We start from the raw sequence: 25,728 nt of genomic DNA, 5'->3' as shown, positions 1-25,728 counted from the left end.
TAGTATTAGAAAAGAATAACTTTTAAACCTTTATTAAAGATTTACTAAAAATTAGACTATGAAAAGATTAGTAATTTTATTGATGTTGACTGGTGTGTTTACAATGAGCCACCTACAGACAATGGCACAGGATGAAGTAGCTACAGAAGTAGCCTCTGATTCTACTGATATGGTAGCTGAAGGAGACAGTACAGCCGTAGAAGAAGTAGCTGAAGAAGAGATAGTAGAAGAAGTAGCTCCAGCGGAGTATGAAGAAGTAGCAGTAGAAGAGCCAGGTTTTCATCAAATCGTGAAAGATCAGTTTATCCAAGGTGGATGGCAGTTCATGGGCATCGTATTGTTGTGTCTAATTTTAGGATTGGCTGTTGCCATCGAAAGAATTATCACTTTGAACTTAGCAACTACTAACACTAAGAAATTGTTGGAGCAAGTAGAAGGTGCTTTGAACGCTGGTGGTGTAGAAGCTGCAAAAGATGTATGTAGAAATACACAAGGTCCTGTAGCATCTATCTTCGTTCAAGGTTTGATGAGAATGTCAGAAGGTGTTGAAATGGTTGAGAAATCTATCATTGCTTACGGTTCTGTAGAAATGGGCAAATTGGAAAAAGGAATGGTTTGGATTTCACTATTCATCTCATTGGCTCCGATGCTTGGTTTCATGGGTACAGTAATTGGTATGATCGACGCATTTGATGCGATCGCTGAAGCTGGTGATGTATCTCCTGCCTTGGTTGCTGGTGGTATTAAAGTTGCACTTTTGACTACTGTTGGTGGTTTGATCGTTGCGGTTATCCTACAGTTGTTTTACAACTACCTTGTTTCTAAAATTGATTCACTAGTTAACTCTATGGAGGATGCTTCTATTTCTTTAGTAGATATCTTGGTTAAGCATTCTGCTAAATAAGATTTTCACTTAAAAAAGAAAGAGATATGGATTCTATAGATATAGCATTATATGTGTCATACACATTGACGATCCTAGCAGGATTAGCTGCGATTGTCTTTCCAATAATAAATTCAGTAAGTGATCCGAAATCTTTGACTAAAGCTGGCGCAGGCGTTTTAGCATTGGTTGTAGTTTTTGGGATCTCATATGCATTGGCCGGATCTGAAGTGACGGCTTCCGCTCTTGAACTAGGTGTAGACGAAGGTCTATCTAAATTTATCGGAGGATTGTTGACTATGATGTACATTTTGATCATAGGTGCACTTTGCGGAATTGTTTTTACAGAAGTTTCTAAAGCAGTAAAATAAAAATATGGCGAAAGGTAAAAATAGACCTGCGGCCGAGGTAAACTCGGGTTCGATGGCGGATATTGCCTTTCTTTTGTTGATTTTCTTCTTGGTTACGACCACGATTGCAAATGACAAAGGAATAGCGATGCTTTTGCCTCCGAAACCGGATCCTAATGAGCCGGAGACAGATATAAAAATGCACGATAGGAATATCTTCAAGATATTGGCTAACTCTAATGACCAATTGCTTGTAGAAGATGAGCCTATGAGAGACGTTACGAAACTCAGACCAATGGTGAAAGACTTTGTCTTGAACTTTGGTAAACCGTCAGCTGACGGAAGAAACTTGTATAACCAGCTTCCAGCTACATTGCGTAAGCATGTAAACTCAAGTGGTAGAAGTGCAAGTTCTTCGGATGAGCCTGGCAAAGCAGTAGTTTCATTCAAAGCAGATAGAGGTACCAGTTATGAATTATACATTCGTGTATTGGATGAAGTCAATGCTGCTTACAATGAAATATACGGCGAGCGAGTGGGGATAACGGCAGAAGAATTTTTGCAATTGGATAAAAAAGATCCTGAGCAAAAAGAAATGTACGACAAAGCGCGATCGGGTATTCCTAGAGCGATATCTATTGCTGAACCAAATAAAATAGGAGGTTGATATGGCAAAGTTTAAGAAAAGTTCAGGAACTACTCAGGAAATTCCAACAGCTGCATTACCAGATATTATCTTTATGTTGTTGTTTTTCTTTATGGTGACAACCGTATTGAGAGAGACAACAATCATGGTGGAGCAGAAGCTTCCTAAATCTACTCAGTTGAGTAAATTGGAACGAAAATCGTTGGTGAGCTACATTTATATTGGTAAACCTAAGAGAACAGCCGTATACGGTGTTCAGCCTAAAATTCAAGTCAATGACGTGTTTATTGAAGTGAAGGATGTGGTTAGGTTTGTAAACCAAGAGAAGGATAAATTGAGTGAAGTAGAAAGAGATCAGATTACCATGTCTATGAAAGTAGATATAGATGCTAAAATGGGTATCGTAACTGACGTTCAGCAGGAGTTTAAAGAAGCAAATGCGAGAAAAGTACTTTACAGTTCTTCGAAGAGAGTTGATTAACTTACTAATCTTTAATAATATAAAAAGGTCTCGATTTATCGAGGCCTTTTTTTTGTCCAACCCATGAACCCTGTCAGGGTTGCTTGATCCTATGAACCAAACGAAAAAAACACAGAACGCCTGGTGTATGTATGACTGGGCCAATTCAGCCTACTTGCTGGTTATTTCCTCTACTTTATTTCCTATCTATTTCAACGGTGCTACGCGCAGTGCTTTTGATTCTGAAACAGTGCGTTTCTTTGGTGTAGAGGTGATTAATTCTGTGCTTTATTCTTACGCAGTGTCGGTAGCCTTTTTGATTGTGGCTTTTATTTCTCCATGGCTTTCTGGAATGGCAGATTATGGCGGAAAAAAGAAATTCTTTCTAAGGTTATTTACCTATATAGGTTCGGTATCTACAGCTGGTTTATTTTGGTTTCGTGGTGAAAATGTAGAATATGGGGTTATTTGTTCTGTTTTAGCTGGTATAGGCTATTCAGGAAGTTTGGTGTTTTACAATTCATATTTACCAGAGATATCTTCTGCAAGTGAGTATGATAAGCTGAGCGCTAAAGGTTATGCTTATGGTTATATAGGAAGTGTATTGTTGCTGTTAGTGAGCTTTGCATTGGTGCAATTTCATGTGCCATTAGGCCTCAGTGCTAAATCCGATGCTGTACGCATTTCATTTTTGCTTGTAGGTATTTGGTGGTTTGGTTTTGCTCAGTATAGCTTTTACTACCTGCCTGATAATAAGGACAGAAAGAAGAAAGATGAAAGTTTGTTTTGGAAAGGAGTGAAGGAACTTAAAATTGTTTTTCATTCGCTAAAAGAATTGAAAATGATGAAAGTCTATCTGTTGGCTTTCTTCTTTTATAGTGCGGGAGTGCAGACTGTCATGCACTTGGCAGCTATTTTTGGGGAAAAGGAATTGCGGTTGGAAGCATCTAAACTCATTATTACTATTACGATTATTCAGATTGTGGCCATTGCAGGAGCTTATCTATTTGCTGCATTATCAAAGAAATTCAGCAATGGTATTTCCATATTAATTATGCTTATGATTTGGATTGGTATATGTGGATATGCGTATGTGCTTCAGACAGAATTTCAGTTTTATGGATTGGCTGTGGTGGTTGGTCTTGTTATGGGAGGAATTCAATCTATGTCAAGATCCACTTTCTCTAAGTTGATTCCTAAAGAGACGATTGATAACACTTCTTATTTTAGTTTTTATGATGTCGTGGAAAAGCTATCAATTGTAGTAGGTACGTTTTCTTTTGGTTTTATCGAACACCTTACAGGGTCAATGAGGAATAGCACCATTGCTCTAATGCTATTCTTCGTCGTGTCGGTAGGGCTTTTGCTTTATTCCAAAGTCCATAGAATTAGTCAAACCTCATGTGCTTGACAGAATCTCCTGAGTTGTAGAGCTCCAGTAGTGAGTCAATACCTACTTGAATGTGCTTGTCTACAAAGTGAGAAGTGACTTTTTTGTCTGAGGCATCTGTTTTTACACCAGCAGGTGTCATGGGATTGTCTGATACTAAGAGTAAGGCGCCTCTAGGGATTTCATTGATAAATCCAACAGTAAAAAGAGTGGCAGTCTCCATATCTACACCCATTGCTCGTATTTTCCTCAAGTACTTTTTGAATTTACGGTCGTGTTCCCATACGCGCCTATTAGTGGTGTATACAGTGCCCGTCCAGTAGTCCAATTCATGTTTTTTGATCATAGAGGAAACGGCTCGTTGCAGCCGGAAGGAAGGCAAAGCAGGTATTTCTATAGGTAAGTAATCGTTGGATGTACCTTCCCCTCGAATGGCTGCTATAGGCAAGATGAGATCTCCCAATTGAGTTTTTTTCTTCAATCCTCCACATTTTCCTAGAAAAAGGACTGCTTTTGGTGAGATGGCAGAGAGTAGATCCATTACTGTAGCAGCCATAGCACTACCCATTCCAAAATTAATGATGGTAATATTGTTGGCAGTGGCTGATTGCATAGGCTTGTCTGCTCCAGCTACTTCTACGCCAAATTTTTCAGCGAATATTTCAACGTAGTTAGAGAAATTTGTGAGAAGGATGTATTCTGAAAAGTCTTCCAATTCTACGCCAGTATATCTGGGAAGCCAATTGTCTACTATTTCTTTTTTTGTTTTCATATCGGGGTTGTGTACTTGATTGTTTGTTGAAAGTATGTCCGTGTTTTACGTAATATAACTTTCTTCGTTTATGACTTGGTTTGATTAAATGTACTTGAATTGTATTAATATTGACAATTAAATGACCGATGAATATGGAAGAATTGAATCTTCCCAAGTTTCAATTCAGAGTAAAAGAGACAGAAAAAGGGAGAGCTATTTGGGATGAATTTAGAAAAAAGTATGTGCTGCTTACTCCTGAAGAGTGGGTGCGTCAGCATTTCTTAAAATTCTTAAATGTTCATCTAGGGTATCCTAAATCACTGCTTAGGACAGAATTTGAAATCAAATACAATAAATTGAAAAAACGACCTGATATAGTGGCATATGACAATTTGGGGCAACCATTGATGGTGGTGGAATGTAAAGCACCAGAAGTGAAAATATCTAATGACACTTTTCAGCAGGCGGCTATTTATAATCAAACTTTGAAGGCTCGGTACTTAGTGATTACTAATGGGTTAGATCATTTTTGTTGTGAGCAGGAATTAAAAACCGGAACCTTCCAATTCGTAGAGAAGATTCCGGTTTATCAAAACTAAATATACTTCTCTAATGGAGTATATGGGAGATTGAAGGCGTCTGATACGGCTTTGTACACCACATCTCCTTTAATTATATTCAACCCTAGTTTCAGTTCATTGCTTTCTTTGCATGCTTTTTCCCAACCTTTGTTTGCCAACTGTATGGCATATGGCAAAGTAGCATTGGTAAGCGCTAGAGTAGAAGTGTATGGGACAGCGCCTGGCATATTGGCGACGCTGTAGTGTACCACGTCGTCTATGATGTAGATAGGGTCTTGATGCGTTGTAGGTTTTGTCGTCTCAAAGCAACCACCTTGGTCTACGGCTACATCTACTAATACTGTCCCAGGTCTCATGTCTTTTAGCATGTCTCTTGTGATTAATTTGGGGGCTTTGGCTCCTGGGATCAATACGGCACCAATAATTAAATCATGATCGGTGATCATCTCTCTAATGTTATATTCGCTAGACATCAAAGTCTTTACATTAGCAGGCATCACATCGTCAAGATACCTAAGTCTTGGAAGGCTTAAGTCTAAGATTGTGACGTCCGCGCCCATGCCAGCAGCCATTTTAGCAGCTTCTGTTCCTACGATACCTCCTCCAAGGATCATGACTTTGGCAGGGCGTACACCTGGTACGCCGCCAAGTAGTATGCCCCTGCCTTTGAGTGGTTTCTCTAGGTATTTGGCACCTTGCTGGATCGACATTCGACCAGCTACTTCCGACATAGGTACTAGGAGTGGAAGAGACCTGTCGGCCTTCTCTACTGTTTCGTAAGCTAGACAAACTGATTTGCTATCTATCATGGCTCTGGTTAGGGGCTCGTGTGAAGCAAAATGAAAATAAGTGAAAACCAATTGATCTTTTTTGATCAACTTGTATTCTGCCTCTATGGGTTCTTTGACCTTTACGATCATTTCGGCCTTGCTGTAAACTTCCTCGATGGTAGGCAAAAGTTCTGCACCTACATTGGCGTATTCCTCGTCTGCAAATCCACTGCCATCACCGGCTGTCATTTGCACAAATACTTGATGTCCGTGTTTTTTGAGTTCCTTCACTCCAGAAGGGGTCAATGCCACACGGTTTTCGTTGTTTTTAATCTCTTTGGGTACTCCGATAATCATGGCATAAATTGTTTAACTACAATAAAATGTACGACAATAATTGTTATTTATAATATACTACACCTGGCCCCTGATTCGAAATATAATTTGACGTTCCGACTCAGGGATAGAAATTTAAATTTTAAAAAACTAAATTTTTATTTGATTCAATATGGATAATTTAATTTATCCAAATTATATTCTGTTTAGTCTTTTTTATTTGCTTCAAATATAATATTATTTTGTAATCTTATTAAAAGTATTTGAATGATGTGGTGTCTTTATTAAATTTGTGGAGTAGGGTTCTTTTAAAATCGTCCTAAAAATCTTAACTTCAAATGGTGAAAGTTTCAGAAAAATCTACCAGTACCATGTCCTCTAAAAAGGAAATTTTAAATGATTATAAAATAGCGATAGAAAGTAGGGAGGATAGTTACATTGGTCGCAAGGAGGTTTTTATGGGGAAAGCCAAATTTGGCATTTTTGGTGATGGAAAAGAATTGCCTCAAATAGCTATGGCTAAGGTTTTTCGTAACGGTGATTTCCGTTCGGGATATTACCGTGATCAGACTTTTATGATGGCGATCGGGGAGCTCACTTCTCAGCAATTTTTTGCTCAGCTATATGCGCACACTTCTGTAGCGGACGAACCTGCTTCTGCAGGAAGGATGATGAATGGACATTTTGGTACTCGGTCGATAGATGAGAATGGCGATTGGAAAGACCTGACTAAGATGAAGAATTCTAGTTCAGATATTTCTTGCACTGCAGGGCAGATGCCTAGATTATTAGGTTTGGCGTATGCGTCTAAGTTGTACAGAAATAATCCCGCTTTAAAAAAGTACAAGCAATTTTCTGCTAATGGAAATGAAGTGGCATTTGGAACGATAGGTAATGCTTCAACCTCAGAAGGACATTTTTTAGAGGCGATGAATGCAGCAGGCGTGCTGCAGGTTCCTTTGGTCATGGCTATTTGGGACGACGAATACGGTATCTCAGTACCTAATGAATTTCATACGACTAAAGGCAGTATTTCTAAAGCATTGTCGGGTCTTCAGCGTACCGCTGAAGAAAATGGCTTTGAGATTATGACTACTCGAGGATGGGATTATGTGGATCTGTGTAAGACTTTCGAGAAAGCAGAGAAAATAGCTAGAAATGAACATGTGCCCGTGTTGGTTCATGTATTAGAGGTGACCCAACCTTTAGGACATTCTACTTCAGGTTCGCATGAAAGATATAAGTCTAAGGAGCGATTAGACTGGGAGGCCAAGTTTGATTGTATCAAGAAAATGCGAGAGTGGATTTTGGATGAAAAACTAGCCACGTCTAAGGAGTTAGATGCTATCGAAGATGAAGCAAAGCAATTGGCTAAAACAGCTAGAATGGAGGCGTGGCGAGCATATACTGCTGCTATAGATACGGATTTGGCTTCACTGATTGGGATGGTCGAGACTGTGGCAGAGCGTAGTGCAGAAAAATCTAAGTTGCTTTCTATTGCAAAGAATTTGAAAGAAGGTCTGAATATCAACAAGTTGGAAATGACCAGAGGTGCTAAAAAAGCACTAAGGTTGACAAGACAAGAGCCTTCAAGAAGCCGTGATTTACTTATTCATTGGCTCAAAAAGAACGAAGAAAAAAGATATGATGAATATTCATCACATTTATATAGTGAGTCGAAGTATTCTGCATTGGCGATTGGAACAGAGGCTGCCAGATACTCAGATCAGTCCAAAATGGTAGATGGGCGTGAAGTTTTACAGGCCTGTTTTGACGAGGCATTGCATAGAAATCCGTTGGTTTTTGCTTTTGGTGAAGATGTTGGGAAAATTGGTGATGTCAACCAAGGATTTGCTGGCTTGCAGGAGAAATATGGTGAGTGGAGAGTGACAGATACAGGGATTCGAGAGACTACTATTATGGGGCAGGGGATTGGAGCAGCACTTAGAGGCCTACGCCCGATAGCAGAAATTCAATATTTGGATTACTTGTTGTATGCTGTGCAGACCTTGTCTGACGATTTAGCGTCTTTGCATTACCGGACGAAAGGAGGACAAAAGGCGCCTTTGATTATAAGATCTAGAGGTCACCGTTTAGAAGGAGTATGGCATTCTGGTTCGCCTATGGGTATGATTATCAATGCGCTGCGTGGAATATATGTGCTGGTGCCAAGGAACATGACGCAAGCAGCAGGGATGTATAATACTTTGCTGGAATCTGACGATACCGCTTTGATGATAGAGTGCTTAAATGGATATCGCTTGAAAGAAAGAATGCCTGACAATGTGGGGGAGTTTAAAGTTCCTCTAGGTATTCCAGAAGTCATTAGAGAAGGTGCGGATGTGACAATAGTGACTTATGGCTCTATGTGTAGAATAGTGATGGACGCTGCTAGTGAATTGGCTAATTATGGCATACAGGTGGAGATTGTAGATGTGCAAACGTTATTGCCTTTTGATAGACATCAAAACATTATTTCTTCCATCAAGAAGACCAATCGTTTGATTGTAGCTGACGAAGATGTGCCAGGAGGGGCATCGGCTTATATTTTAGAAAAACTCGTGGTAGAGCAGGAATGTTTCAGATATTTAGATAGCCAACCGATGACTATATCAGCCAAGGAACACCGCCCAGCCTATGGGTCAGATGGAGACTATTACTCAAAGCCTAGTGTAGAGACGGTCTTTGATAAGGTATATGAAATGATGAGCGAAGTCGACCCCGAAAGCTACCCAGAGATTTACTAATCCCTTATCTGATGATCTGGTCTAGAGTGATATCACCAGTCTCAGCGATGTCACTTATATGCAGACTTCTATCAATGATTTGAAATTTGATGTTGAAAGTGTCTTTTCTTAAGACCGTACGAAATCCTGTAGAAACCATCGCATATCTAATCGTACCTTCTAGTGATCCAGAGTCGTTCATTTGTTCGGCATCAAGAATAGGAAATCTGCCGTCGAATGAAATCCCACAACCATACTCGCTGGTGAGGTATCTCCAGTCTATTTCTTCGTAGTTATTTGTGCCACGTTTTCTGTAGTATTTCACTTCTATGTTATTCCTGTATCGGTTCCTTTCTAGGAAAATAGTGTCTAAGTCATAAATATTGGGATCTACGTCATCAGGATTTGTGCCAGGGGCGAGGTATTCTTTGTTGATATAGTCCATATATAAGATGTCGTAATTGATACAATCATATGAAGGTCTAATGTCTTGGCTTCCTACAATTGTTAGTTTGTCTTTTACTGGGTCGTATATTCTAATAGGATATTTAATATTGGTTTGATTGTAGGTAATAGGAATCGAGTCATAATCGAGATAGAAGTTGTAATCCTGATACGGAGAACCATTTTCGTACCCTTCAAGTCCCAAATCCCCATCGCCGTCTTGAAAATCGAAATACAATATGAGAGAGTCGGGGTTTCCGTTTTCAAGCAGCTCTATGTATTGGATGTTATTGAATTGGATTTGTGGGGTAATAGGGAAGGGATCGGGCTCTTGGCAAGACTGGATTATTGGAATGAGACAAATAACCAAAAATATGAGTGGTTGCGAAATTTTATTCCAATATTTTGACTTTCCCTTCATTCAATAAAAATTACATTTGCTAAAATTACTGATATTAATACAATTGACCGCTCAGGATCCCTTACTTATTCTAACTTATGAAGCTTTTAAATAGTTTCAAAAAAAAGAGTGGTATAATAAATACCCAAACTTTTCATTCACTGGCTATTGAATTATTTCAATATCAATCTGATCAATGTCAGGTTTACAAGGAATATTTAGGATGTTTAGGAGTTGATCCTCGGGAGGTGAAAGAGCTAACTCAAATACCCTTTTTACCTGTCGATTTCTTCAAACACCATGAAGTAAAAACAGGTCATTGGATCCCTCAGGAAGTATATATGAGTAGTGGCACTACTACAAGTATAAGGAGTCGGCACTATATCGAAGACGCTGAATTTTATCTGAATAATACGAAAGAGATTTTTGAAAAGCTGTATCAACCACTCCATGAACAGTTGTTTTTTGCGTTGTTGCCGTCTTATCAAGAGCAGGGTAATTCTTCTTTGGTGAAAATGGTAGATTATTTCATTTCACAGAGTCAGTCAGATAAAGTGGGCGGCTTTTATTTGGATCGGACAGCGCAGTTGATTACTGATCTTTCGGAGCAGTTGCAGACCAGCAGCCGGTCTATTGTGCTATTTGGTGTAGGGTATGCGCTTTTGGATATGGTGGAGCATGTAAAACGTGCAGGTGTGCGATTAGATGGTCTTACTATTATTGAAACTGGAGGAATGAAAGGGAGGAGAAAGGATATGGTGAAAAGTGAATTTTATGCCCTTTTAAAGGAAGGTATGGGAGATGTAAAAATTCAATCAGAGTATGGGATGACAGAATTGCTCTCGCAAGCGTATTCTTTTAATGAAGTCTCGTATTGCTTGCCAAAGCAAATGAAAGTATTGATTAGAGACCCTGAAGATCCATTTAGTTATTTGGCATCAGGAAGAACAGGAGGTGTCAATATCATTGATTTAGCCAATGTGCATTCTTGTGCTTTTATAGAAACGAGTGACTTAGGGAGATTGACAAGTGAGGGTGAGTTTGAAGTGCTGGGAAGATTGGATAATTCGGAGATCAGAGGATGTAATTTGATGGTGCTCTAAATGTTCGTCGAATATGGCATCAAATATTTCAGAGAAAAACATTATTAGGCGTAAAGTGTAATATTTTTTATATATTTATGTTCTAAAATTGAAGCAGGTAATTGATAATAACAAAAGATGAAAGTAAAGATACTTATAGTAGCCCTGGTAGTTTTTGCAATGAGTGCATGTACCCAAAGAACGTGCCCTACATATGCGAAAAGTGATGTAAACTCGACAGAATTGTCTAAATAAGAAAAGACGTTAAGATATTATAATACTATGCGGATCACTTTATTGTGAATCCGCATATTTTTTTGCATCACTAGCTGTGATGGTTTTTTCAGACATGATGACTAGTCGTTCTACTACATTTCGAAGTTCTCGAATGTTGCCTGTCCAGCTTCTCTTTTTGAGATGTTCAAGTGCACCGTCTTCTATTTCCTTCTTGCTAGTGCCATAGTCTGCAGCAATGTCGTTCAGGAATTTATCCACCAAGAGGGGGATGTCTTCTGCTCTTTCATTGAGAGAAGGAACCTTGACCAGTATGACGCTGAGTCTATGATATAGATCTTCTCTGAAGCGCTTTTGGCTAATTTCTTCTTTTAGATTTTTATTGGTGGCTGCTAGTACCCTCACGTTGACCTTGATCTCTTTTTCGCCACCCACGCGAGTGATTTTATTTTCTTGTAATGCGCGTAATACTTTGGCTTGAGCCGATAGACTCATGTCTCCTATTTCGTCTAAAAATAAAGTGCCATTATCTGCTTGCTCGAATTTTCCAATACGCTGTTTTACAGCTGAAGTAAACGATCCTTTTTCATGGCCAAACAATTCGCTTTCGATGAGCTCTGATGGTATAGCTGCACAGTTTACCTCTACTAAAGGCTTTTTGTTTCTGCTGCTTAGCTTATGGATTGCGTTAGCTACTAGTTCTTTGCCTGTACCATTGTCTCCTGTGATTAAGACTCGTGCATCTGTACCAGCTACTTTTTCAATCATTTCTTTTACCTCCATGATTGGGGTAGATTCACCGACGATTTCCTGAGACTTGGATACTTTTTTCTTCAGTACTTTAGTTTCCTGAATCAAGTTAGATTTGTCTAGTGCGTTTTTGATGGTTAGGAGGAGGCGATTGAGGTCGGGTGGTTTTTGGATAAAGTCATATGCGCCTTTTTTTGTGGCGTCTACAGCTGTATCTATAGTAGCGTGAGCCGATATCATAATGAATTGTGGCGTATGATCTAATTCTCGCGCGTTTTCGAGCACTTCTATGCCGTCCATTTCGGGCATTTTTACATCACACAATACGACATCAAAATCTTCTTCTTTTAGTTTTTCTATACCTACTTTACCATTTTCAGCTTCTTCTATTTGGTACTTTTCGTATTCTAGTATTTCGCGGAGGGTATGACGAATGCTTTTTTCGTCATCAATTATTAAAATCTTTGTCATATTTGGTATTAATAAAAAAATATAGGCCTATAAGCCGGGTTCTGTATCCCGACGAATCGGGATCCTTATCATTTATCTGGCTCCGACATTGCTGTCGGAATCTATCAATCTACCCATCCTACATTCTGATTCGAAAACCAGATCGAAGCGAGCCACTTCTTGCAGGACCTATTTGATCTTTCAACTCGTAAGGTTTACCATGCCTCTGCTATCGCTACCAGAGCGGTGAGCTCTTACCTCGCCGTTTCACCCTTACCTTTCAACTAGTTCAAGGCGGTTTGTTTTCTGTTGCACTTTCTCCTTCCGACTAGGTCGAAAGACTTCCCGTTAGGAAGTACGATGCTCTACGTTGCCCGGACTTTCCTTTCCGAATTCCCGATCATGATCGAGGTCGGAACGATAAGGCAGCCTATTGGACAAAATTAATTAAATAATGCAGTCGAGAGGAGGGTTGATAGAAATTAAAAAATATCACGTCCTGTGATATTGAGTTCCCATTTATCGGCAAGTTTGGCTACTTCTTGGATCGCACATTTCAACATTTCGTTAGATGTGATGTCAGCTGGTGAGCGTGATTCTACTTTCAAAAAGTCATTGACAATGGTGAACTTGCCAAAGGTGGATTTGTGATTTTCTACGAGTAGATCTTTGTATTTGATATTGTCTTCAGCTACACATACCTTAGAAGAGATGGATATGAGATTGTTTTCCAGATCAATTTCGCCTACAACGGCTTGTTGCCTCTCCATTTCGAGCGGTACTACTATAACTGAGCGTTGATCGTCGTATTCAGAGAAGTTTCCCTTGATCTCTTCAGCGTAGGACTTCATGAAATTGTTCAATTCCATTGATTGGTGGTTTGATTATACGTAGTTAAAAATACACATATTTAGGGGTTAGATAAAGCGTTGATAGAGAATATTTTAGATTTCCTTTTCTTGATCTTTTTCCTTTCTTTTAGATAGATTTTTTTTTCTGTTGTCTGATAGAATTTGATTGAGTTGATCAAAGCTTTTGATGTATTGTAAGCTAAAACCAGTTTCAAAATTGCTTTCACCTACTTGGGTGTCTATTTCATCTAAATCTGACCGGCTATACATCTTTACCCTAAATCTCCCGTCTTCCGTAAGTAAGTATTCAACGGTCCAGTCCCCAATAATAGTGGATACATCGCCTTTGGTCTCTTGATTGGGTAGGTTGCCTCCACGAGTCACACGGAGCCTCCCGTCTAAGAATGTATAGGAGAGTCTAAGCTGAAAGGTGTTATAGGCGTCGTCTGACAAGCCTGCCAGATCTACGTCTACTTCTAAGTTTTCGTCGACTTGCGTGGCCCAGTAGCTGAGTTGGTTGGATACGAACTCACTTAAACTGTTGCCAAGAGTTTGACTATTGACTTGAAAACTGTTTTCTGGGGAGAATTTTCTTAGGATAATCAAACTAAAGACCTGGCGGTTCATTTCCTGCTCGTTGTTTTTTAATCGAGCCTTAAAAGCCGTGACCACTTCATCCAATGTGACTGATGAGTTGGGGAGTTGGTTGTTGGGTGGATAGTCTTCTATATTGATGTCGAATTTGATTTCAGGAGTAAGTAGGTTTCCTTTTAATTTGAGATCTACTATCGAGGGGTATTTTTTTCTGGTTTCAGGTGAATTGGTATCATCTGGGTCTAGAAACTTAACCATGAGTGGAGCGAGAGAAGCCAATTGACGATATGAAGCTGATATGTCCAAATTGGCTCCGTAAGGGTTTCCATACCAGGAGATGGTACTTCCTTTTTTAATGTCAAATTCTTTATTGATGATATTGTAAAGCGTAAAATTGTATCCCCCTGTTTCAATGGTATAGTCACCAAACATGGTGAAATCACCGTCTGTGTTGATTTGTAGTTTGATGTTGCTATTGCCTCGACCTCTGATAATGTCGCCAGCTTGTACGTCGAATATAAGTTCGACATATGCATCTGGTGTAAATTCAAGGTCTAAGTCGAGTTCTATCCCTTTGATTTTTAGTTTTTCTTGGGTATGTACCTCTTCAATCACTTTTTGTACGTTTCGTTCATCCTTGAGGTCGATGAATTCTATATACTCTTTTTGCTCGATTCTCGAGTCTGATGATTCTCCTAGTGGAATAGAAAGTCTTGTGCCTTTTGTCGTTTGCGCTTCAGCGCTGATCTTAATATTGTCTATGGCACCAAGAAAATTAATGTGTCCTGTGCCATAGGCCACGCCATAGTAAGCGTTATTATCTGTAGCTGCGGTGTTCAATAACTTGAAGTTCTCAAAGTCTCCACTGAAGTCTAATACGGGATTTTTGAATCCGTCATGAAAGACTCCTCCATTCAGGTGGGCAACGTGCCCTTCGCTGTCCCAGAGGGTAAGGTTTTTAGTGCTAATTTCATTTTCATCAAAAATCAGATGCCCACTAAATTTGTACCGAGTGTTCAGGTAGTTGATCAATACGGATCCATTGGATATCGTGCCCGTACCTTTTAGTATGGGGTATTTAGGAGTGCCTCGGATGGTGAATTGTCCAGAGGCAAAGCCGTTGATTTGAGTAAAGCTTTTTTTGATAAAGGGTTCTGCTATTTTCAGGTTGGCGCTGTCAAATCGAGCTTTGAGGTCGAGTTGTTCCGTTGCTCTCTTGGGGTAATAGAGTCCTTTGATTTCAATTTTTTTCTTGTCTTTTTGGATGAGATCTAGGTTCATCGCAAGGCGCTCATTTTCACTGTCCCAGGTAGAGAGCCCAAACACATTGCCGATCAGATAATCTTCTATTTTTAGAGTGTTGACAATCAGATTGCCTTCTATTAAATCATAGGTCGGTTGGCGCTTTACTTTTACCCTTCCGTCCACAGTGCCTTCTATTTTACTATTTAGGATAGATTGAATGTTTTCAATTTTAAACTCCTTGAGGTCAATGAATAGAGATTTTTCAGGTGCTTCGGCATACATGCCAGAAATCTCTAGTCTTTCGGGGCCGTTAGAAGCTGTAAATTTCTTGAAGCTCCATTCACCATTACTGTGTACGATTTTGTTTTGTTTGTTCCAAATCCATTCCTTGCCTAAAATTTCAATATCTGAATTATGAAAATGCAGCCTCGTAGAGTCTGTAAAAAATCGAACAGAAGACGCTAAGGCAAGCCGGTTGGAGAATTGGGGCTGTTCTATATTGAGCGTGACAGACATGCTGTCTTCGAACCAGATGATGTCGGTAAAGGTATTTTCCGTTTCGTATTTGTCTGACCAAAATTGCTTATTGGAAGAGGCAAAGGCTGATGCGAGCGTGTTTCTATCATAGTATTCTTTAGAAATATTCACGTCAAGATAGTTTTTTGCCCAAGTGGTCTTAGATACTTGGAGTGTGTCTATCGCACCATGTAAACTGAGCCTAGAGGTACTGTCCTGTATAAAAGATCCATGAATTTTCACTTCTTTAGAAATATTGAAGTCGGGATAAAAAGGCTGTACAAACCTATTGAGATCCCAGAAATTCAAGTCGATATTTACGTGGTAGGGTTCTAGTGTGTTGTTGATTTTGCTGGTGTAGTAGGCCTGTAGGTCTTCTTCATTGTTTAGTATATTGAGTTTGATTTCTTTATAAAATTCACTGATTGTTTTGAGGAATACGCTATTGCGAAATTCTCCTTTCATTTCACCAGTCAATCCGTCTGTTTCGAAATGTATAATCCGATTAGCACCTATCAAAGAAGAGAGAAACTTGATAGAATCCACATTTAATGTTTTTTTATCGTATGAAATGTGATTGTCATATAATGATATATACCCAACCAAGTCATCGGTTTTTAAGCCTTTCATGTCGATGTCGATCAAAGAGGATATTCCTATTTCTTCGGAGCTAAACCCTAGTGGACGTAGGTTGATGGTGTCCAATTTGGCTTTGATATTGACTTTGTTTCTTTGATCTTTAAGATCTACAGATACTTTTCCTTGAAAGATCAAGTTAGGGTCTTTGGCTGCTAGCGTACCATTAAAAAAACCCACTTTAAACTCACCATTGGTGGACAAATTGTGATAGGTGTAATTTTTAATTTTGAGAGAATCTACTTTTGCATCTAGGTTGAAATTTGCATTGTCTATGGTCAAGCCGTGTCCTTTAATTTTGCCGCTGAGTGTGATTTCTTTGAGCTGCTCTTGCTGGTGTAAGATGCTTCTTAAGTCAAAGTTTAGAAGGTCTAGTGAACCTTTGTACCAAGCCCTGTTGTCTTTTTGGATTTTAAAATTGATATCCGTTTTGACCTTTCCTACCGAAGAAGATATTTCACCATCCGCCACAAAATCAGACAAAAATCCCATGAAGTGACCGTCGATATTGGCTTTCCCAATATTTAAAACTTCTTGTAAGTATTTTTTTGAGATAAGATTAGATACATCCACGGGGTCGACGATTGATTTTTCCACTTCTAAGTTCATGAAAGTCTCCTTGAGGGTAGGGAGTCCATAAAATTCGGCATTACCCAAGAGGTAGGAGCTACCCTGAGATCTGATGTTGAAGTTTTTGACTTTGAGCCGTCCCACAGAACCATAGACATCTCCAGTAAAATCAATTTTTTTATTGACCTCCTTAAGTGAAGGACTAAATAAGGCAATGTCGTCGGAGCTAATCAAGGATTGATTCAGGTGGGAGTAGAACGAGATACTGTCCACGAAATATTTGAACTGACCCGAATGAGCGTATTCGAATACCAGCGAATTACCTATTCTACTGTTGTCTGTTTTGAGGTCCAGGTTACCAAAAGTCATGCGTTGTTTAGTGTACGAAAAGTCGCTGATGAAACGCTTGATGTTGAGCTGGTCAGTAGGATCAATAGATACGAACTGTTCGATGTTCATTCCTAAACTATCATTGGAAAAGGTGAGGTTGCTAATGTTAGACTGAATGGAGTCGAAGGCAAAATGATGGTAGTCTTTCCCATTCTGGATAGTATCAAATCGGAGGTCGTTATATGTAAACAGACCATCACGTATCGTCACTTCGTCTAACGTAAGAGTCGTTTTCTTTTTCTTATTTTGGTTATTTTTTTTAAAAATGCCTTTAAGATCAGCAATGAATCTAGAAATATTGACTTCCGTGGAATCGGTTGTTTTGATTAGGTGGACCTGTATCCTATCGAGTTCGAGTCGATCAGCATTCAGTCTTCTGTGCATGATGAAATCGTACAATTTGAGATTAATTTGTATTTTCTCAACAAAAATTAATGTGCTGTCATTTTGATGATCATATAGCCGTACATTTTTGATGATCATGTGGTCAAACCAAGTCAGATTGGCATGGCCTACTTTGATATCGAATCCAGTATTTTCAGAGATGAGAAAAGAGACTTTGTTGAGCAGCTTGGTTTGAACCTTCGGAATCTGTAATACAGAGAAGAGTAGGATGCCCAAAGCCACCAACAAAACAGGCAGCCATAAAAACAGCCTGGATAACCTACGCCTTAATTTTGAATTTTTCTGAGAATTTTCCTTCATGAAACTGCTGCTCCGCAAAAGTAATTTGGATTATTTAAATAATAATCATCGGTAATTACGCAACTTTGAATGATGGTACAAAAAATATGCCCAGATTTGTACTTTTGGTATCTCCACGAATGCAATAAAAACAAGTATTATAGTGAAAAATGTTATTCTGGCTATAGAGTCTTCATGTGATGAAACCTCCGCCTCCATTTGCATAGATGGCAAGGTGATGAACAATGTAATAGCTACTCAAGAAATTCATAGTAAGTATGGAGGAGTAGTGCCTGAATTGGCTTCCAGAGCTCACCAGCAGGCCATTGGCCCTGTGGTGAAAGAAGCCATGGCAACTGCTCATGTCGAAATGTCGGATCTTACCGCCATTGCTTTTACGCAAGGCCCTGGTTTATTAGGGGCGTTGTTGGTAGGAGGGGCTTTCGCCAAATCAATGTCCCTTGCGCTCGGAATTCCTTTGATCGGGGTACATCATATGAAAGCACATATATTGGCACATTTCATAGAAAAACCTAAACCGAAGTTTCCGTTTTTGTGCCTAACGGTGAGTGGTGGGCATACGCAGATTGTCAGGGTAGATGACTATCTGGATATGACAGTATTGGGACAAACTACAGACGATGCTGTAGGAGAAGCTTTCGACAAATGTGCTAAACTTATGGGACTCCCATATCCAGGAGGACCACTAGTAGATAAGCTAGCCAAGGAAGGGAATGAAAATGCTTTTACCTTCAATGAAACATCGATGCCTGGATTAGACTATTCGTTTAGTGGAATCAAGACTGGTTTTATGAATTTTCTGAATAAAGAGAAGATGAAAAATGCCAATTTTGTAGAAGAGCATAAACAAGATCTGTGTGCCAGCATCCAACGCCATTTGATTGATATGCTACTGAGCAAATTGGCAATGGCAGTAAAACAAGAAGGGGTGTCGCAGGTAGCTATAGCAGGCGGCGTATCTGCCAATAGTGGACTGCGTACCAAACTAGAGCAGCTGGCGGTAGAAAAAGGGTGGGAGGTTTTTATACCCCAGTTTCAATACTGTACAGACAATGCAGGTATGATAGGGATGACGGCACACTACCAGTGGCTAGCAGGAGACACTGCCCAGCTGACGGCATCGCCCATGCCGCGAATGAAATTTTAAGAAAGGCACCGTTCATTTTTTGGGTATGTGCCAGATTTAATAGATATTATCACTTTATTTTGATAGCGTAACGATGAGCAAGGGGAGGTTTTCAAATCAAGTAAACATAAGAAATAAAAAAGCGAGTTTTGAATTCGAATTTATAGATAAATATGTAGCAGGTCTGGTACTGAAAGGTACCGAGATCAAGTCTATAAAAGAAGGAAAAGCGAGTTTGCAGGAAGCGTATTGCTATATTTCAAGAGGAGAAATGTTTATCAAAGGCATGCACATTGCTGTGTATGAGCAAGGGACCTTTAATAACCATGAACCACTACGAGAAAGAAAACTTTTGCTAAACAGAACCGAGTTAGATAAGATCGACACCAAGAGTCAGGAAAAAGGGCTTACGTTGATCCCTCTCAGACTTTTTATCAATGATAAGGGATATGCCAAATTAGAATTGGCGCTAGCTAAAGGAAAGAAAATCCATGACAAAAGAGACAGCATCAAAGAGAAAGATGTAAAAAGAGAGCTAGAACGAAATCAATATTGACATGAACGAAGGTAAGGGTATCTGCCGCCTCAGCGTGGTGCCCATGAGAGCCACAGCCAAACTGGATTCAGTTTTGGTGTCTGAATTATTGTTTGGAGAACATTATACGGTGTTGAGTGAAAAAAATGAAATGGTGCAAATCCAATTGCACTTCGATCACTCCACAGGTTGGATACATAAGAACCAGTATACGCCTATCAGTGAGGAATATTTCAACCAAGTAAATCTATCAGACTACAAAGTATGCATAGACCTGAGTGGTACGATCTACTTTCAGAAAAAGCACGTCCATATTTTGCTAGGAAGTGTATTACCGATCTCTACCAATGAACTATTCAAGCTGGAAGAACAAGTTGCTTTCAATGGAGAATCAAAAAGCCTTTCGCAAAAGCGTGAGTTTGAATACATGAAAGAGGTAATTAAAAAATATTTGAATGCACCCTATCGACAAGGTGGGAAAACACCATTTGGGATTGATCATGGTGGATTTATTCAGCAAGTATTCAAAATCTGTGGTTATAAGTTGCCGCGTACTATAGCAGAGCAGTACAAATCTGGACAAGAGGTCGCAGGTTTAGAAAATATCATTCCTGGGGATTTGATCTTTCCTACCGATCAGCCAGCTGCTGGTTATGTCTTTTTGGGAGGGGACGAATACGTAGGTATATACGGTGGTGAAGTGAAAAAAATCACGGCTCTCCAAGTAGGAGGAGATCAATGCACAGCTCGAAGAATTTTACTTAAAAAAATAGTGCCTGAGCAGTCTTAGTATGCGATGCTTCTGATTTCTTTTCGGATTTAGGTTAGAATTGGCTATTTTCATTGCATCATACAGGTTGATCGAACAATCTGCATAGTCAAACAAGAACCATGTTAGGAAAAGTACTTGTATTGAATCAGGATTACAGCCCCCTTACTGTGTGCACTATTCAGCGTGCTTTCTTGCTTGTCTTTTTGGGTAAAGCGGAGTTGATAGAAGCCAGTGTAAGTAGCAAACTCAGAACGGTGTCTAAAGCCTATCCGTTACCTGCCGTAATAAAAGTCAAAAACTATGTTCATGTGCCATACCGAGGGGTAGTACTCACCCGACAAAATATTTTTAAGAGAGACCAAGGCAGGTGCCAGTATTGTGGTGTAGATCGAGACCTGACGTTGGATCATTTGATCCCCAGATCCAAAGGAGGTAAATCAACATGGAATAATCTAGTTACGGCTTGCAAAACTTGTAATGCGAAGAAAGGAAACTACTCATTAGCCGAAGCAGGCCTGGTTTTGAAAAGACCACCTTTCAAACCGTCATATATCATGTTTTTGCGAAATAATTTGGGTGCTATGAATAAGGAGTGGGCGCCTTATCTTAATGCCACAGCAGTAGCTTGATTAAGATAAATATTTCGAGTCATTTTTTTGAATAAATTTCAATATTTAGTGATGAATCCAATTTCGCACTTATATTTAGTGCAGAGGTTATATTTTTTACTAAAAGCTATGTATGAAGGTCTCAGATTTCATTGATTACTTCATCCACCCTAATTACTATTCTGATCTCAATTTATTGAGAAAAGCAAGGCTTTTTATCAGAGCCTGTTTTCTGACAAGCCTGTTTTCTCATACCTATGTATGGTTGAGTGTCTATTTTGAATATGAAAAAGGTGTAGAGTTGATGGTTTTTAATGTCGTTGGCTTTTGCTTACTACCATTCTTGTCAAAGACACGACTGCCTATCACATTTTTGGGAAATATTTATGTGTTATTGGGCGCCGTTGCTGTTTTTGTATTGACCTATTTTTCTGGAGGCCTCTGGTCGGCCATATACCCTTGGATTGTGTCTATTCCTGTTTTGGCTATTCTTGTTGTCAATAGACTATCTGGTTTGGCTTGGGGAGGCATATCATATTTAGTCATGCAGTGGTTTGGGATGATGGCTTTGGAGGGCAAAGAACTGCCAGTAGAGTACAACCCTGAAATGAGGACGGCTTGGTTTGCCTCTATCCTTCCAGGTTTGCTACTGATGGTGTTATTTATCGCTTACGTGTTCGAAACTATTCAGCGGAAGGCTTTACAAGAGCTAGAGGAGAAAAATGTTATGCTGAATCAGCAGAAAGAAACGATTGGTATGCAGTCGACTGATTTACAAAAACATGTAGAGGAGAAGGAATATATCATACGGATATTGGCGCATGATTTAAAAGGTCCTCTAAACAATATCTCAGGCCTTGTAGCTATCCTAGCTGAGGAGAAAGATCCTGAGTTGAGAAGAAAGTATGAAGAGATGATTAGTCAGTCGGCTAATAAATCTCAAGATTTGATCAATCGAGTATTGGAAATGGAGCTGACTGATCAGAAAAATCTTAAAATGGATGGAGTAGAAGTGCGTCTCAAAGAGGTATTAGAGTCGGTAGTGTCTCATATGGAAATGAGTGCTCACAAAAAAGAGATTGCAATCAAACTGGGAGTAAATACGGATCAGGATCTAATTCATGGGGATGGGATTTATTTGCCATTAATATTTGAGAATTTGATTTCTAATGCGATCAAGTTTTCAGAATCTAAGACAGAAATCAATATTGAGATAAATGTTACAGACACACATGCTCAGGTGATTGTGAAAGATCAAGGGCCAGGGATTAGCAAGAATGAACAATTGAATTTATTTAAGAAATTCACAAAATTGAGTGCTCGCCCTACAGACGGAGAGAGTTCTTCTGGTTTGGGCTTATCGTTGGTCAAGCGATATGCAGAGTTGCTCAATGGACGAGTTTGGTATGAAGGAGATGTGGGGAAAGGGTCTATTTTTGGTGTGGAATTTCCAGTAATAGATACCTAATACGGCTGCTGTCCTACATAATTGCCTGCGGGGTTGTAATTGCACACCCAGATCACAGACCCGTCGCAGATGCTTTTAGCACAGCCGACTTCGGTTGTGTTTTCCCATACGATTTGAGTGTAATGCCCGCACATTTTCCCAGTAGTACACTTGTTTTTTTTGTAATCGTAGTCTTGTTTTTCGGAGCCCCATGAGTCTACAGCATCTCCAGCTGTAAAATACCCTACAGTTCCTTTGAATAGGTTTTCGCCATAGGCATTCTGGCTATGTTTGAAGGCACAACCTTGGGATTTCAATTGAATCGCCCATTTGTTGGCGACCTCAGCTAATTCCTCTGAATAGTTAATAGGTGCTACTCCCACATCTGCTCGCCAAAAATTATGACGATCTATGAGGAGTTCTACCTCTGTTTCATCAGCTTTCTGTGCAAATGACAGGTGAGTACTACACAAGAAGACAATGACTAGAAAGGCAGAATATTTCATTGTAATTTTTTTACTCAAGTTACATAAATCTAAAGGCTACTTTCAAGTCTTTGCCACTGAAAATTTTATTAATCCGAAAGCATCATGCCTATAAATGAAGTTACTTTCTCTATAGAGGGTATCATGGCTGCTTCTAAGGTCGAATTTAAGGGTATTGCAGGCAGATTCTCAGACCCCATGGTTCTGACAGGGCCATCCAAATATGTGAAACAATTCTCTTGAATCCGTGCCGCCAAACTTTGCGCAAATGTGTTGTTGACAGGTTCTTCGGTCAATACTAGGCACTTGCCATGTTTGCGCACAGTATCAAAGACGGTGACTGTGTCCAAGGGATGCAAGGTGCGAAGATCGACGATTTCTACCCTGCCTTTGTAGTGCTTAGCGGCGTTGAGTGCCCAATGTACTCCCATGCCATAGGTAATGATGGTCATGGTTACTCCTTTTTCAATCGCTGCTTGAGAAGCCTCAAGGGCAATTCTGGCTTTGCCAAATGGAATCACATAGTCTGCATCAGGTTCAATAGTTTTGGCCGCATCGGTGCCTTTTACCTTAGACCAGTACAGGCCTTTGTGTTCAAAGATGACAACAGGATTAGGATCATAGTAAGCCGATTTCATCAGGCCTTTCATGTCCGCTCCAGTACTTGGGTAGGCGATTTTGATACCTCTAATATTGGCTACTACAGATTCTACACTAGAGGAATGATACGGCCCGCCACTACCATAGGCACCTATTGGTACTCTCAGCACCATACTTACAGGATATTTGCCATTGCTAAGGTAGCAAGACCTACTTACCTCCGTGAATAGTTGATTGAGCCCAGGCCAGATGTAGTCGGCAAATTGTACTTCTACAATGGGTTTTAGACCGACCGCCGACATGCCTACCGTACTGCCAATAATGAAGGCTTCTTGAATTGGGGTATTGAATACACGGTCTTTTCCAAACTTTTGAGCCAAAGTGGCTGCTTCTCTGAATACACCTCCTAGTCGGAGACCAACGTCTTGTCCGTATAGCAGACATTCTGCATGTTGCTCCATGAGTTCTTGTATGGCAAACAAAGCGCTGTCTACCATTACGGCTTTTTCTTTGTTTTTAGGGGCACGTTCTCCTCTCTCTTCGGTAATGGGGGTAGGGACAAAATCATGCGTAAACAAGTCCTGTGGGCTAGGGTCTTCGGCTTTCAATGCTCGGTCATAATGATCATCTACCAGTAAACGAGCGTCTTCGTCACGGTTATCTAATTCTGATGGCGGAATACCTAATTCAATCAATTGTTTTCTAAAAAAAGGATAAGGATCGTAGGCCATGTGTTCGTCCATATCGTCGCGGTACCATTCTTTTCTTACACCAGAGGTGTGATGGTTGAGTAAGGGGACTTTAGCATGTACGAGTACGGGTTTTCTTTCTTTTCTGGCATACTGAATAGCTTCTTCCATGGTTTTATAGCACTTTAAAAAATTAGTGCCATTTACTTTCATGGCCTTGATTTTAGGAAATCCCTTAATGTATTCGCTAGCATCTGCAGAACGTATTTCACTGGCATGTGCAGATATATCCCATTCGTTGTCCTGTACTAGGTAGATGATGGGGAGTTGTTTGAGGGCCGCCATTTGGAAGGCCTCTGATACTTCACCTTCGGTGATGCAGGCATCACCGAGGGAGCAAACTACTACAGGTGCTTCTTTATACTTTTTGTCCATATTTCTCAATTCCTTGTATTGGATGCCCATGGCGATACCTGTGGTAGGTATGGCTTGCATGCCTGTAGCTGATGACTGGTGAGGGATTTTGGGCTTGTCATCGTCTTTGAGACTAGGGTGTGAGTAATACGTACGTCCGCCCGAAAAGGGGTCGTCCTTTTTGGCCATGAGTTGCAGCATAAGCTCGTACGGTGTACAGCCAATGGAAAGGAGCATAGCGTCGTCTCTATAGTAGGCCGACAAGTAGTCTTGTGGTAAAAGTTGTAAACCGGTGGCAATTTGTATGGCCTCATGCCCGCGAGAGGTGGCATGTACATATTTGGATACCGTCTTGAAAGTTTCCTCATACTTATCCGCCAGTGTTTTGGCTGTAGCCATGAGCTTGTATGCTTTCAGGAGTTTCGGTTTGCCTATGTGGGTTGTTTTATCATTCGTGTTTTTTGTCGTCGCCATTATTGGGTATTTAATGTTGTTTATCGACCGTCCTTGTTTAGGACGAATAGGGTTGTTATTTGTTTTTAAATGAGTTTATCGCTTCGCGTGTAAACGCTGATAGTACCAGTTGACCACTCATGCCAGCTCTTTCAGTTAGCAACGTGTCCCAATGGTCTGTGCCTTCCCAGAATATTTGCTTAAGCAACCGCATGGCTTCAGGGTTTGATGTAGCTAGTTTTTGAGCCAATGCATGTATGGCTTCGTCCATGATTTCTATGTTGTCATACACTTCTGTGTACAGGCCTTTGGATTGTGCCCATTGGGCACTGTGCCACTCGGTGGCATTGATGGCCAACTGAGACATAGCTGATACGCCGATCTTGCGTTCCACAGCGGGGCCTACTACAAATGGCCCAATGCCGATGGCGAGTTCGCTCAACTTCACTGAGGCATACTGAGTCGCCATGCAATAGTCTACGGCGCTCGCAAGTCCTACACCGCCACCTACTGCTTTACCTTGCACTCTGCCGATAATTAACTTAGGGCACTTTCTAGCTGCATTGATTACTTTGGCAAAACCAGAGAAAAACTGTGTGCCTGTTTCTAAATCCTTAATGGCTATCAATTCATCAAAGCTGGCACCTGCACAAAATGCACGGTCACCTTCGCTTTTGAGTATGATCACCTTCACCTCTTCATTCTGCCCTGCAGATGTGATGGTGTCGGCGAGTAAGTTCAGGATCTCACTAGGCAACGAGTTGCTTTGCGGATGAAAGAAGGTAATGGAGCCTATTCCTTGGTTGATTTCAATATTTACAGTTCCGTTCATTTTT

22 protein-coding genes and 1 other RNA gene are annotated in these 25,728 nt (G+C 40.1%); 13 read left to right on the top strand and 10 right to left on the bottom strand.

Annotated elements, in window-relative coordinates; all coding sequences use genetic code 11:
* The first annotated feature begins 58 nt into the window (after positions 1-58).
* The 5 genes from N7E81_RS16145 (at position 59) to N7E81_RS16125 (ending at position 3,750) form a co-directional block, all read left to right on the top strand.
* On the top strand, positions 59-904 hold the full coding sequence (locus tag N7E81_RS16145; protein ID WP_263050632.1) for a MotA/TolQ/ExbB proton channel family protein: 846 nt from the start codon (positions 59-61) through the stop codon (positions 902-904).
* A 26-nt stretch (positions 905-930) separates the two neighbouring features.
* Positions 931-1,254 carry a hypothetical protein gene (locus N7E81_RS16140; RefSeq protein WP_263050631.1) on the top strand — a complete coding sequence of 108 codons (324 nt, stop codon included), beginning with the start codon at positions 931-933 and terminating at the stop codon, positions 1,252-1,254.
* 4 nt (positions 1,255-1,258) lie between these two features.
* A complete protein-coding gene (locus tag N7E81_RS16135; RefSeq protein ID WP_263050630.1) occupies positions 1,259-1,900 on the top strand; it encodes an ExbD/TolR family protein in 642 nt (213 codons plus the stop codon).
* A 1-nt stretch (position 1,901) separates the two neighbouring features.
* A complete protein-coding gene (locus N7E81_RS16130) occupies positions 1,902-2,360 on the top strand; it encodes an ExbD/TolR family protein (RefSeq protein WP_263050629.1) in 459 nt (152 codons plus the stop codon).
* A 91-nt stretch (positions 2,361-2,451) separates the two neighbouring features.
* Complete coding sequence (locus N7E81_RS16125) at positions 2,452-3,750, top strand: MFS transporter (protein ID WP_263050628.1); 1,299 nt, start codon at positions 2,452-2,454, stop codon at positions 3,748-3,750.
* On the opposite strand, the gene N7E81_RS16120 is transcribed toward N7E81_RS16125, so the two are convergent.
* Positions 3,728-4,501 (bottom strand): AMP nucleosidase, encoded by a 774-nt coding sequence (locus N7E81_RS16120; RefSeq protein WP_263050627.1) that lies wholly within the window; start codon positions 4,499-4,501, stop codon positions 3,728-3,730. The genes N7E81_RS16125 and N7E81_RS16120 overlap by 23 nt on opposite strands.
* Positions 4,502-4,629: 128 nt before the next feature.
* On the opposite strand from N7E81_RS16120, the gene N7E81_RS16115 reads away from it, so the two are divergent.
* Positions 4,630-5,082 carry a type I restriction enzyme HsdR N-terminal domain-containing protein gene (locus N7E81_RS16115; RefSeq protein WP_263050626.1) on the top strand — a complete coding sequence of 151 codons (453 nt, stop codon included), beginning with the start codon at positions 4,630-4,632 and terminating at the stop codon, positions 5,080-5,082.
* Here N7E81_RS16115 and ald read toward each other — a convergent pair.
* The gene (ald, locus tag N7E81_RS16110) at positions 5,079-6,191 is read right to left on the bottom strand and encodes an alanine dehydrogenase (protein ID WP_263050625.1); all 1,113 of its coding nucleotides are present in this window, start codon (positions 6,189-6,191) and stop codon (positions 5,079-5,081) included. The two genes, N7E81_RS16115 and ald, sit on opposite strands and share 4 nt — an antisense overlap.
* Before the next feature lie 317 nt (positions 6,192-6,508).
* Between ald and N7E81_RS16105 the strand changes: the two genes are divergently transcribed.
* Complete coding sequence (locus tag N7E81_RS16105; RefSeq protein ID WP_263050624.1) at positions 6,509-8,917, top strand: alpha-ketoacid dehydrogenase subunit alpha/beta; 2,409 nt, start codon at positions 6,509-6,511, stop codon at positions 8,915-8,917.
* Between the two features lie 4 nt (positions 8,918-8,921).
* Here the strand turns inward: N7E81_RS16105 and N7E81_RS16100 are convergent, their stop codons facing one another.
* Entirely contained in the window at positions 8,922-9,761 is an 840-nt protein-coding gene (locus N7E81_RS16100; RefSeq protein ID WP_263050623.1) for a hypothetical protein, read from the bottom strand.
* A 227-nt stretch (positions 9,762-9,988) separates the two neighbouring features.
* Between N7E81_RS16100 and N7E81_RS16095 the strand changes: the two genes are divergently transcribed.
* Positions 9,989-10,843, top strand: coding sequence for an acyl-CoA synthetase family protein (locus N7E81_RS16095; protein WP_263050622.1), 855 nt, complete (start codon positions 9,989-9,991; stop codon positions 10,841-10,843).
* A 273-nt stretch (positions 10,844-11,116) separates the two neighbouring features.
* On the opposite strand, the gene N7E81_RS16090 is transcribed toward N7E81_RS16095, so the two are convergent.
* The 4 genes from N7E81_RS16090 to N7E81_RS16075 all read right to left on the bottom strand — a co-directional run bounded on the left by N7E81_RS16090 (position 11,117) and on the right by N7E81_RS16075 (position 17,763).
* Positions 11,117-12,277 carry a sigma-54-dependent transcriptional regulator gene (locus N7E81_RS16090; protein ID WP_263050621.1) on the bottom strand — a complete coding sequence of 387 codons (1,161 nt, stop codon included), beginning with the start codon at positions 12,275-12,277 and terminating at the stop codon, positions 11,117-11,119.
* Between the two features lie 14 nt (positions 12,278-12,291).
* Positions 12,292-12,691: RNase P RNA component class A (rnpB, locus tag N7E81_RS16085), an RNA gene on the bottom strand.
* Positions 12,692-12,738: 47 nt separating this feature from the next.
* A complete protein-coding gene (locus N7E81_RS16080; protein WP_263050620.1) occupies positions 12,739-13,125 on the bottom strand; it encodes a YbjN domain-containing protein in 387 nt (128 codons plus the stop codon).
* Positions 13,126-13,200: 75 nt separating this feature from the next.
* Complete coding sequence (locus tag N7E81_RS16075) at positions 13,201-17,763, bottom strand: translocation/assembly module TamB domain-containing protein (RefSeq protein WP_263050619.1); 4,563 nt, start codon at positions 17,761-17,763, stop codon at positions 13,201-13,203.
* Between the two features lie 142 nt (positions 17,764-17,905).
* Here N7E81_RS16075 and tsaD point away from each other — a divergent pair, with 142 nt between their 5' ends.
* The 5 genes from tsaD (at position 17,906) to N7E81_RS16050 (ending at position 22,272) form a co-directional block, all read left to right on the top strand.
* On the top strand, positions 17,906-18,910 hold the full coding sequence (gene tsaD / locus N7E81_RS16070; protein WP_263050618.1) for a tRNA (adenosine(37)-N6)-threonylcarbamoyltransferase complex transferase subunit TsaD: 1,005 nt from the start codon (positions 17,906-17,908) through the stop codon (positions 18,908-18,910).
* A 73-nt stretch (positions 18,911-18,983) separates the two neighbouring features.
* The gene (smpB, locus tag N7E81_RS16065; RefSeq protein ID WP_263050617.1) at positions 18,984-19,445 is read left to right on the top strand and encodes an SsrA-binding protein SmpB; all 462 of its coding nucleotides are present in this window, start codon (positions 18,984-18,986) and stop codon (positions 19,443-19,445) included.
* A 1-nt stretch (position 19,446) separates the two neighbouring features.
* A complete protein-coding gene (locus tag N7E81_RS16060) occupies positions 19,447-20,214 on the top strand; it encodes a C40 family peptidase (RefSeq protein WP_263050616.1) in 768 nt (255 codons plus the stop codon).
* A 101-nt stretch (positions 20,215-20,315) separates the two neighbouring features.
* On the top strand, positions 20,316-20,825 hold the full coding sequence (locus N7E81_RS16055) for an HNH endonuclease (RefSeq protein WP_263050615.1): 510 nt from the start codon (positions 20,316-20,318) through the stop codon (positions 20,823-20,825).
* A gap of 112 nt (positions 20,826-20,937) precedes the next feature.
* A complete protein-coding gene (locus tag N7E81_RS16050) occupies positions 20,938-22,272 on the top strand; it encodes a sensor histidine kinase (RefSeq protein ID WP_263050614.1) in 1,335 nt (444 codons plus the stop codon).
* Here the strand turns inward: N7E81_RS16050 and N7E81_RS16045 are convergent.
* The 3 genes from N7E81_RS16045 to N7E81_RS16035 form a co-directional block, all read right to left on the bottom strand.
* Positions 22,269-22,757, bottom strand: a complete 489-nt coding sequence (locus N7E81_RS16045; RefSeq protein ID WP_263050613.1) for a pathogenesis-related family 1 protein — start codon at positions 22,755-22,757, stop codon at positions 22,269-22,271. The genes N7E81_RS16050 and N7E81_RS16045 overlap by 4 nt on opposite strands.
* Positions 22,758-22,825: 68 nt before the next feature.
* Entirely contained in the window at positions 22,826-24,913 is a 2,088-nt protein-coding gene (locus N7E81_RS16040; RefSeq protein ID WP_263050612.1) for an alpha-ketoacid dehydrogenase subunit alpha/beta, read from the bottom strand.
* A 55-nt stretch (positions 24,914-24,968) separates the two neighbouring features.
* A complete protein-coding gene (locus tag N7E81_RS16035; protein WP_263050611.1) occupies positions 24,969-25,724 on the bottom strand; it encodes an enoyl-CoA hydratase/isomerase family protein in 756 nt (251 codons plus the stop codon).
* Positions 25,725-25,728 lie beyond the last annotated feature (4 nt).

It is taken from the genome of Reichenbachiella carrageenanivorans (genome assembly GCF_025639805.1).
In the GTDB taxonomy this organism is placed as follows: domain Bacteria; phylum Bacteroidota; class Bacteroidia; order Cytophagales; family Cyclobacteriaceae; genus Reichenbachiella; species Reichenbachiella carrageenanivorans.
This window is presented reverse-complemented; position numbering and strand designations above follow the sequence as displayed.

Excerpts from the sequence above, each read along its gene's own strand:
- N7E81_RS16140 (WP_263050631.1), top strand. The coding sequence starts at position 931 with ATGGATTCTATAGATATAGCATTATATGTGTCATACACATTGACGATC.
- N7E81_RS16130 (WP_263050629.1), top strand. The coding sequence starts at position 1,902 with ATGGCAAAGTTTAAGAAAAGTTCAGGAACTACTCAGGAAATTCCAACA.
- N7E81_RS16040 (WP_263050612.1), bottom strand. The coding sequence starts at position 24,913 with ATGGCGACGACAAAAAACACGAATGATAAAACAACCCACATAGGCAAA.
- N7E81_RS16135 (WP_263050630.1), top strand. The coding sequence starts at position 1,259 with ATGGCGAAAGGTAAAAATAGACCTGCGGCCGAGGTAAACTCGGGTTCG.
- ald (WP_263050625.1), bottom strand. The coding sequence starts at position 6,191 with ATGATTATCGGAGTACCCAAAGAGATTAAAAACAACGAAAACCGTGTG.
- N7E81_RS16035 (WP_263050611.1), bottom strand. The coding sequence starts at position 25,724 with ATGAACGGAACTGTAAATATTGAAATCAACCAAGGAATAGGCTCCATT.
- N7E81_RS16115 (WP_263050626.1), top strand. The coding sequence starts at position 4,630 with ATGAATATGGAAGAATTGAATCTTCCCAAGTTTCAATTCAGAGTAAAA.
- N7E81_RS16125 (WP_263050628.1), top strand. The coding sequence starts at position 2,452 with ATGAACCAAACGAAAAAAACACAGAACGCCTGGTGTATGTATGACTGG.
- N7E81_RS16120 (WP_263050627.1), bottom strand. The coding sequence starts at position 4,501 with ATGAAAACAAAAAAAGAAATAGTAGACAATTGGCTTCCCAGATATACT.
- N7E81_RS16045 (WP_263050613.1), bottom strand. The coding sequence starts at position 22,757 with ATGAAATATTCTGCCTTTCTAGTCATTGTCTTCTTGTGTAGTACTCAC.
- N7E81_RS16100 (WP_263050623.1), bottom strand. The coding sequence starts at position 9,761 with ATGAAGGGAAAGTCAAAATATTGGAATAAAATTTCGCAACCACTCATA.
- N7E81_RS16090 (WP_263050621.1), bottom strand. The coding sequence starts at position 12,277 with ATGACAAAGATTTTAATAATTGATGACGAAAAAAGCATTCGTCATACC.
- N7E81_RS16105 (WP_263050624.1), top strand. The coding sequence starts at position 6,509 with ATGGTGAAAGTTTCAGAAAAATCTACCAGTACCATGTCCTCTAAAAAG.
- smpB (WP_263050617.1), top strand. The coding sequence starts at position 18,984 with ATGAGCAAGGGGAGGTTTTCAAATCAAGTAAACATAAGAAATAAAAAA.
- N7E81_RS16145 (WP_263050632.1), top strand. The coding sequence starts at position 59 with ATGAAAAGATTAGTAATTTTATTGATGTTGACTGGTGTGTTTACAATG.
- N7E81_RS16060 (WP_263050616.1), top strand. The coding sequence starts at position 19,447 with ATGAACGAAGGTAAGGGTATCTGCCGCCTCAGCGTGGTGCCCATGAGA.
- N7E81_RS16055 (WP_263050615.1), top strand. The coding sequence starts at position 20,316 with ATGTTAGGAAAAGTACTTGTATTGAATCAGGATTACAGCCCCCTTACT.
- N7E81_RS16050 (WP_263050614.1), top strand. The coding sequence starts at position 20,938 with ATGAAGGTCTCAGATTTCATTGATTACTTCATCCACCCTAATTACTAT.
- N7E81_RS16075 (WP_263050619.1), bottom strand. The coding sequence starts at position 17,763 with ATGAAGGAAAATTCTCAGAAAAATTCAAAATTAAGGCGTAGGTTATCC.
- N7E81_RS16080 (WP_263050620.1), bottom strand. The coding sequence starts at position 13,125 with ATGGAATTGAACAATTTCATGAAGTCCTACGCTGAAGAGATCAAGGGA.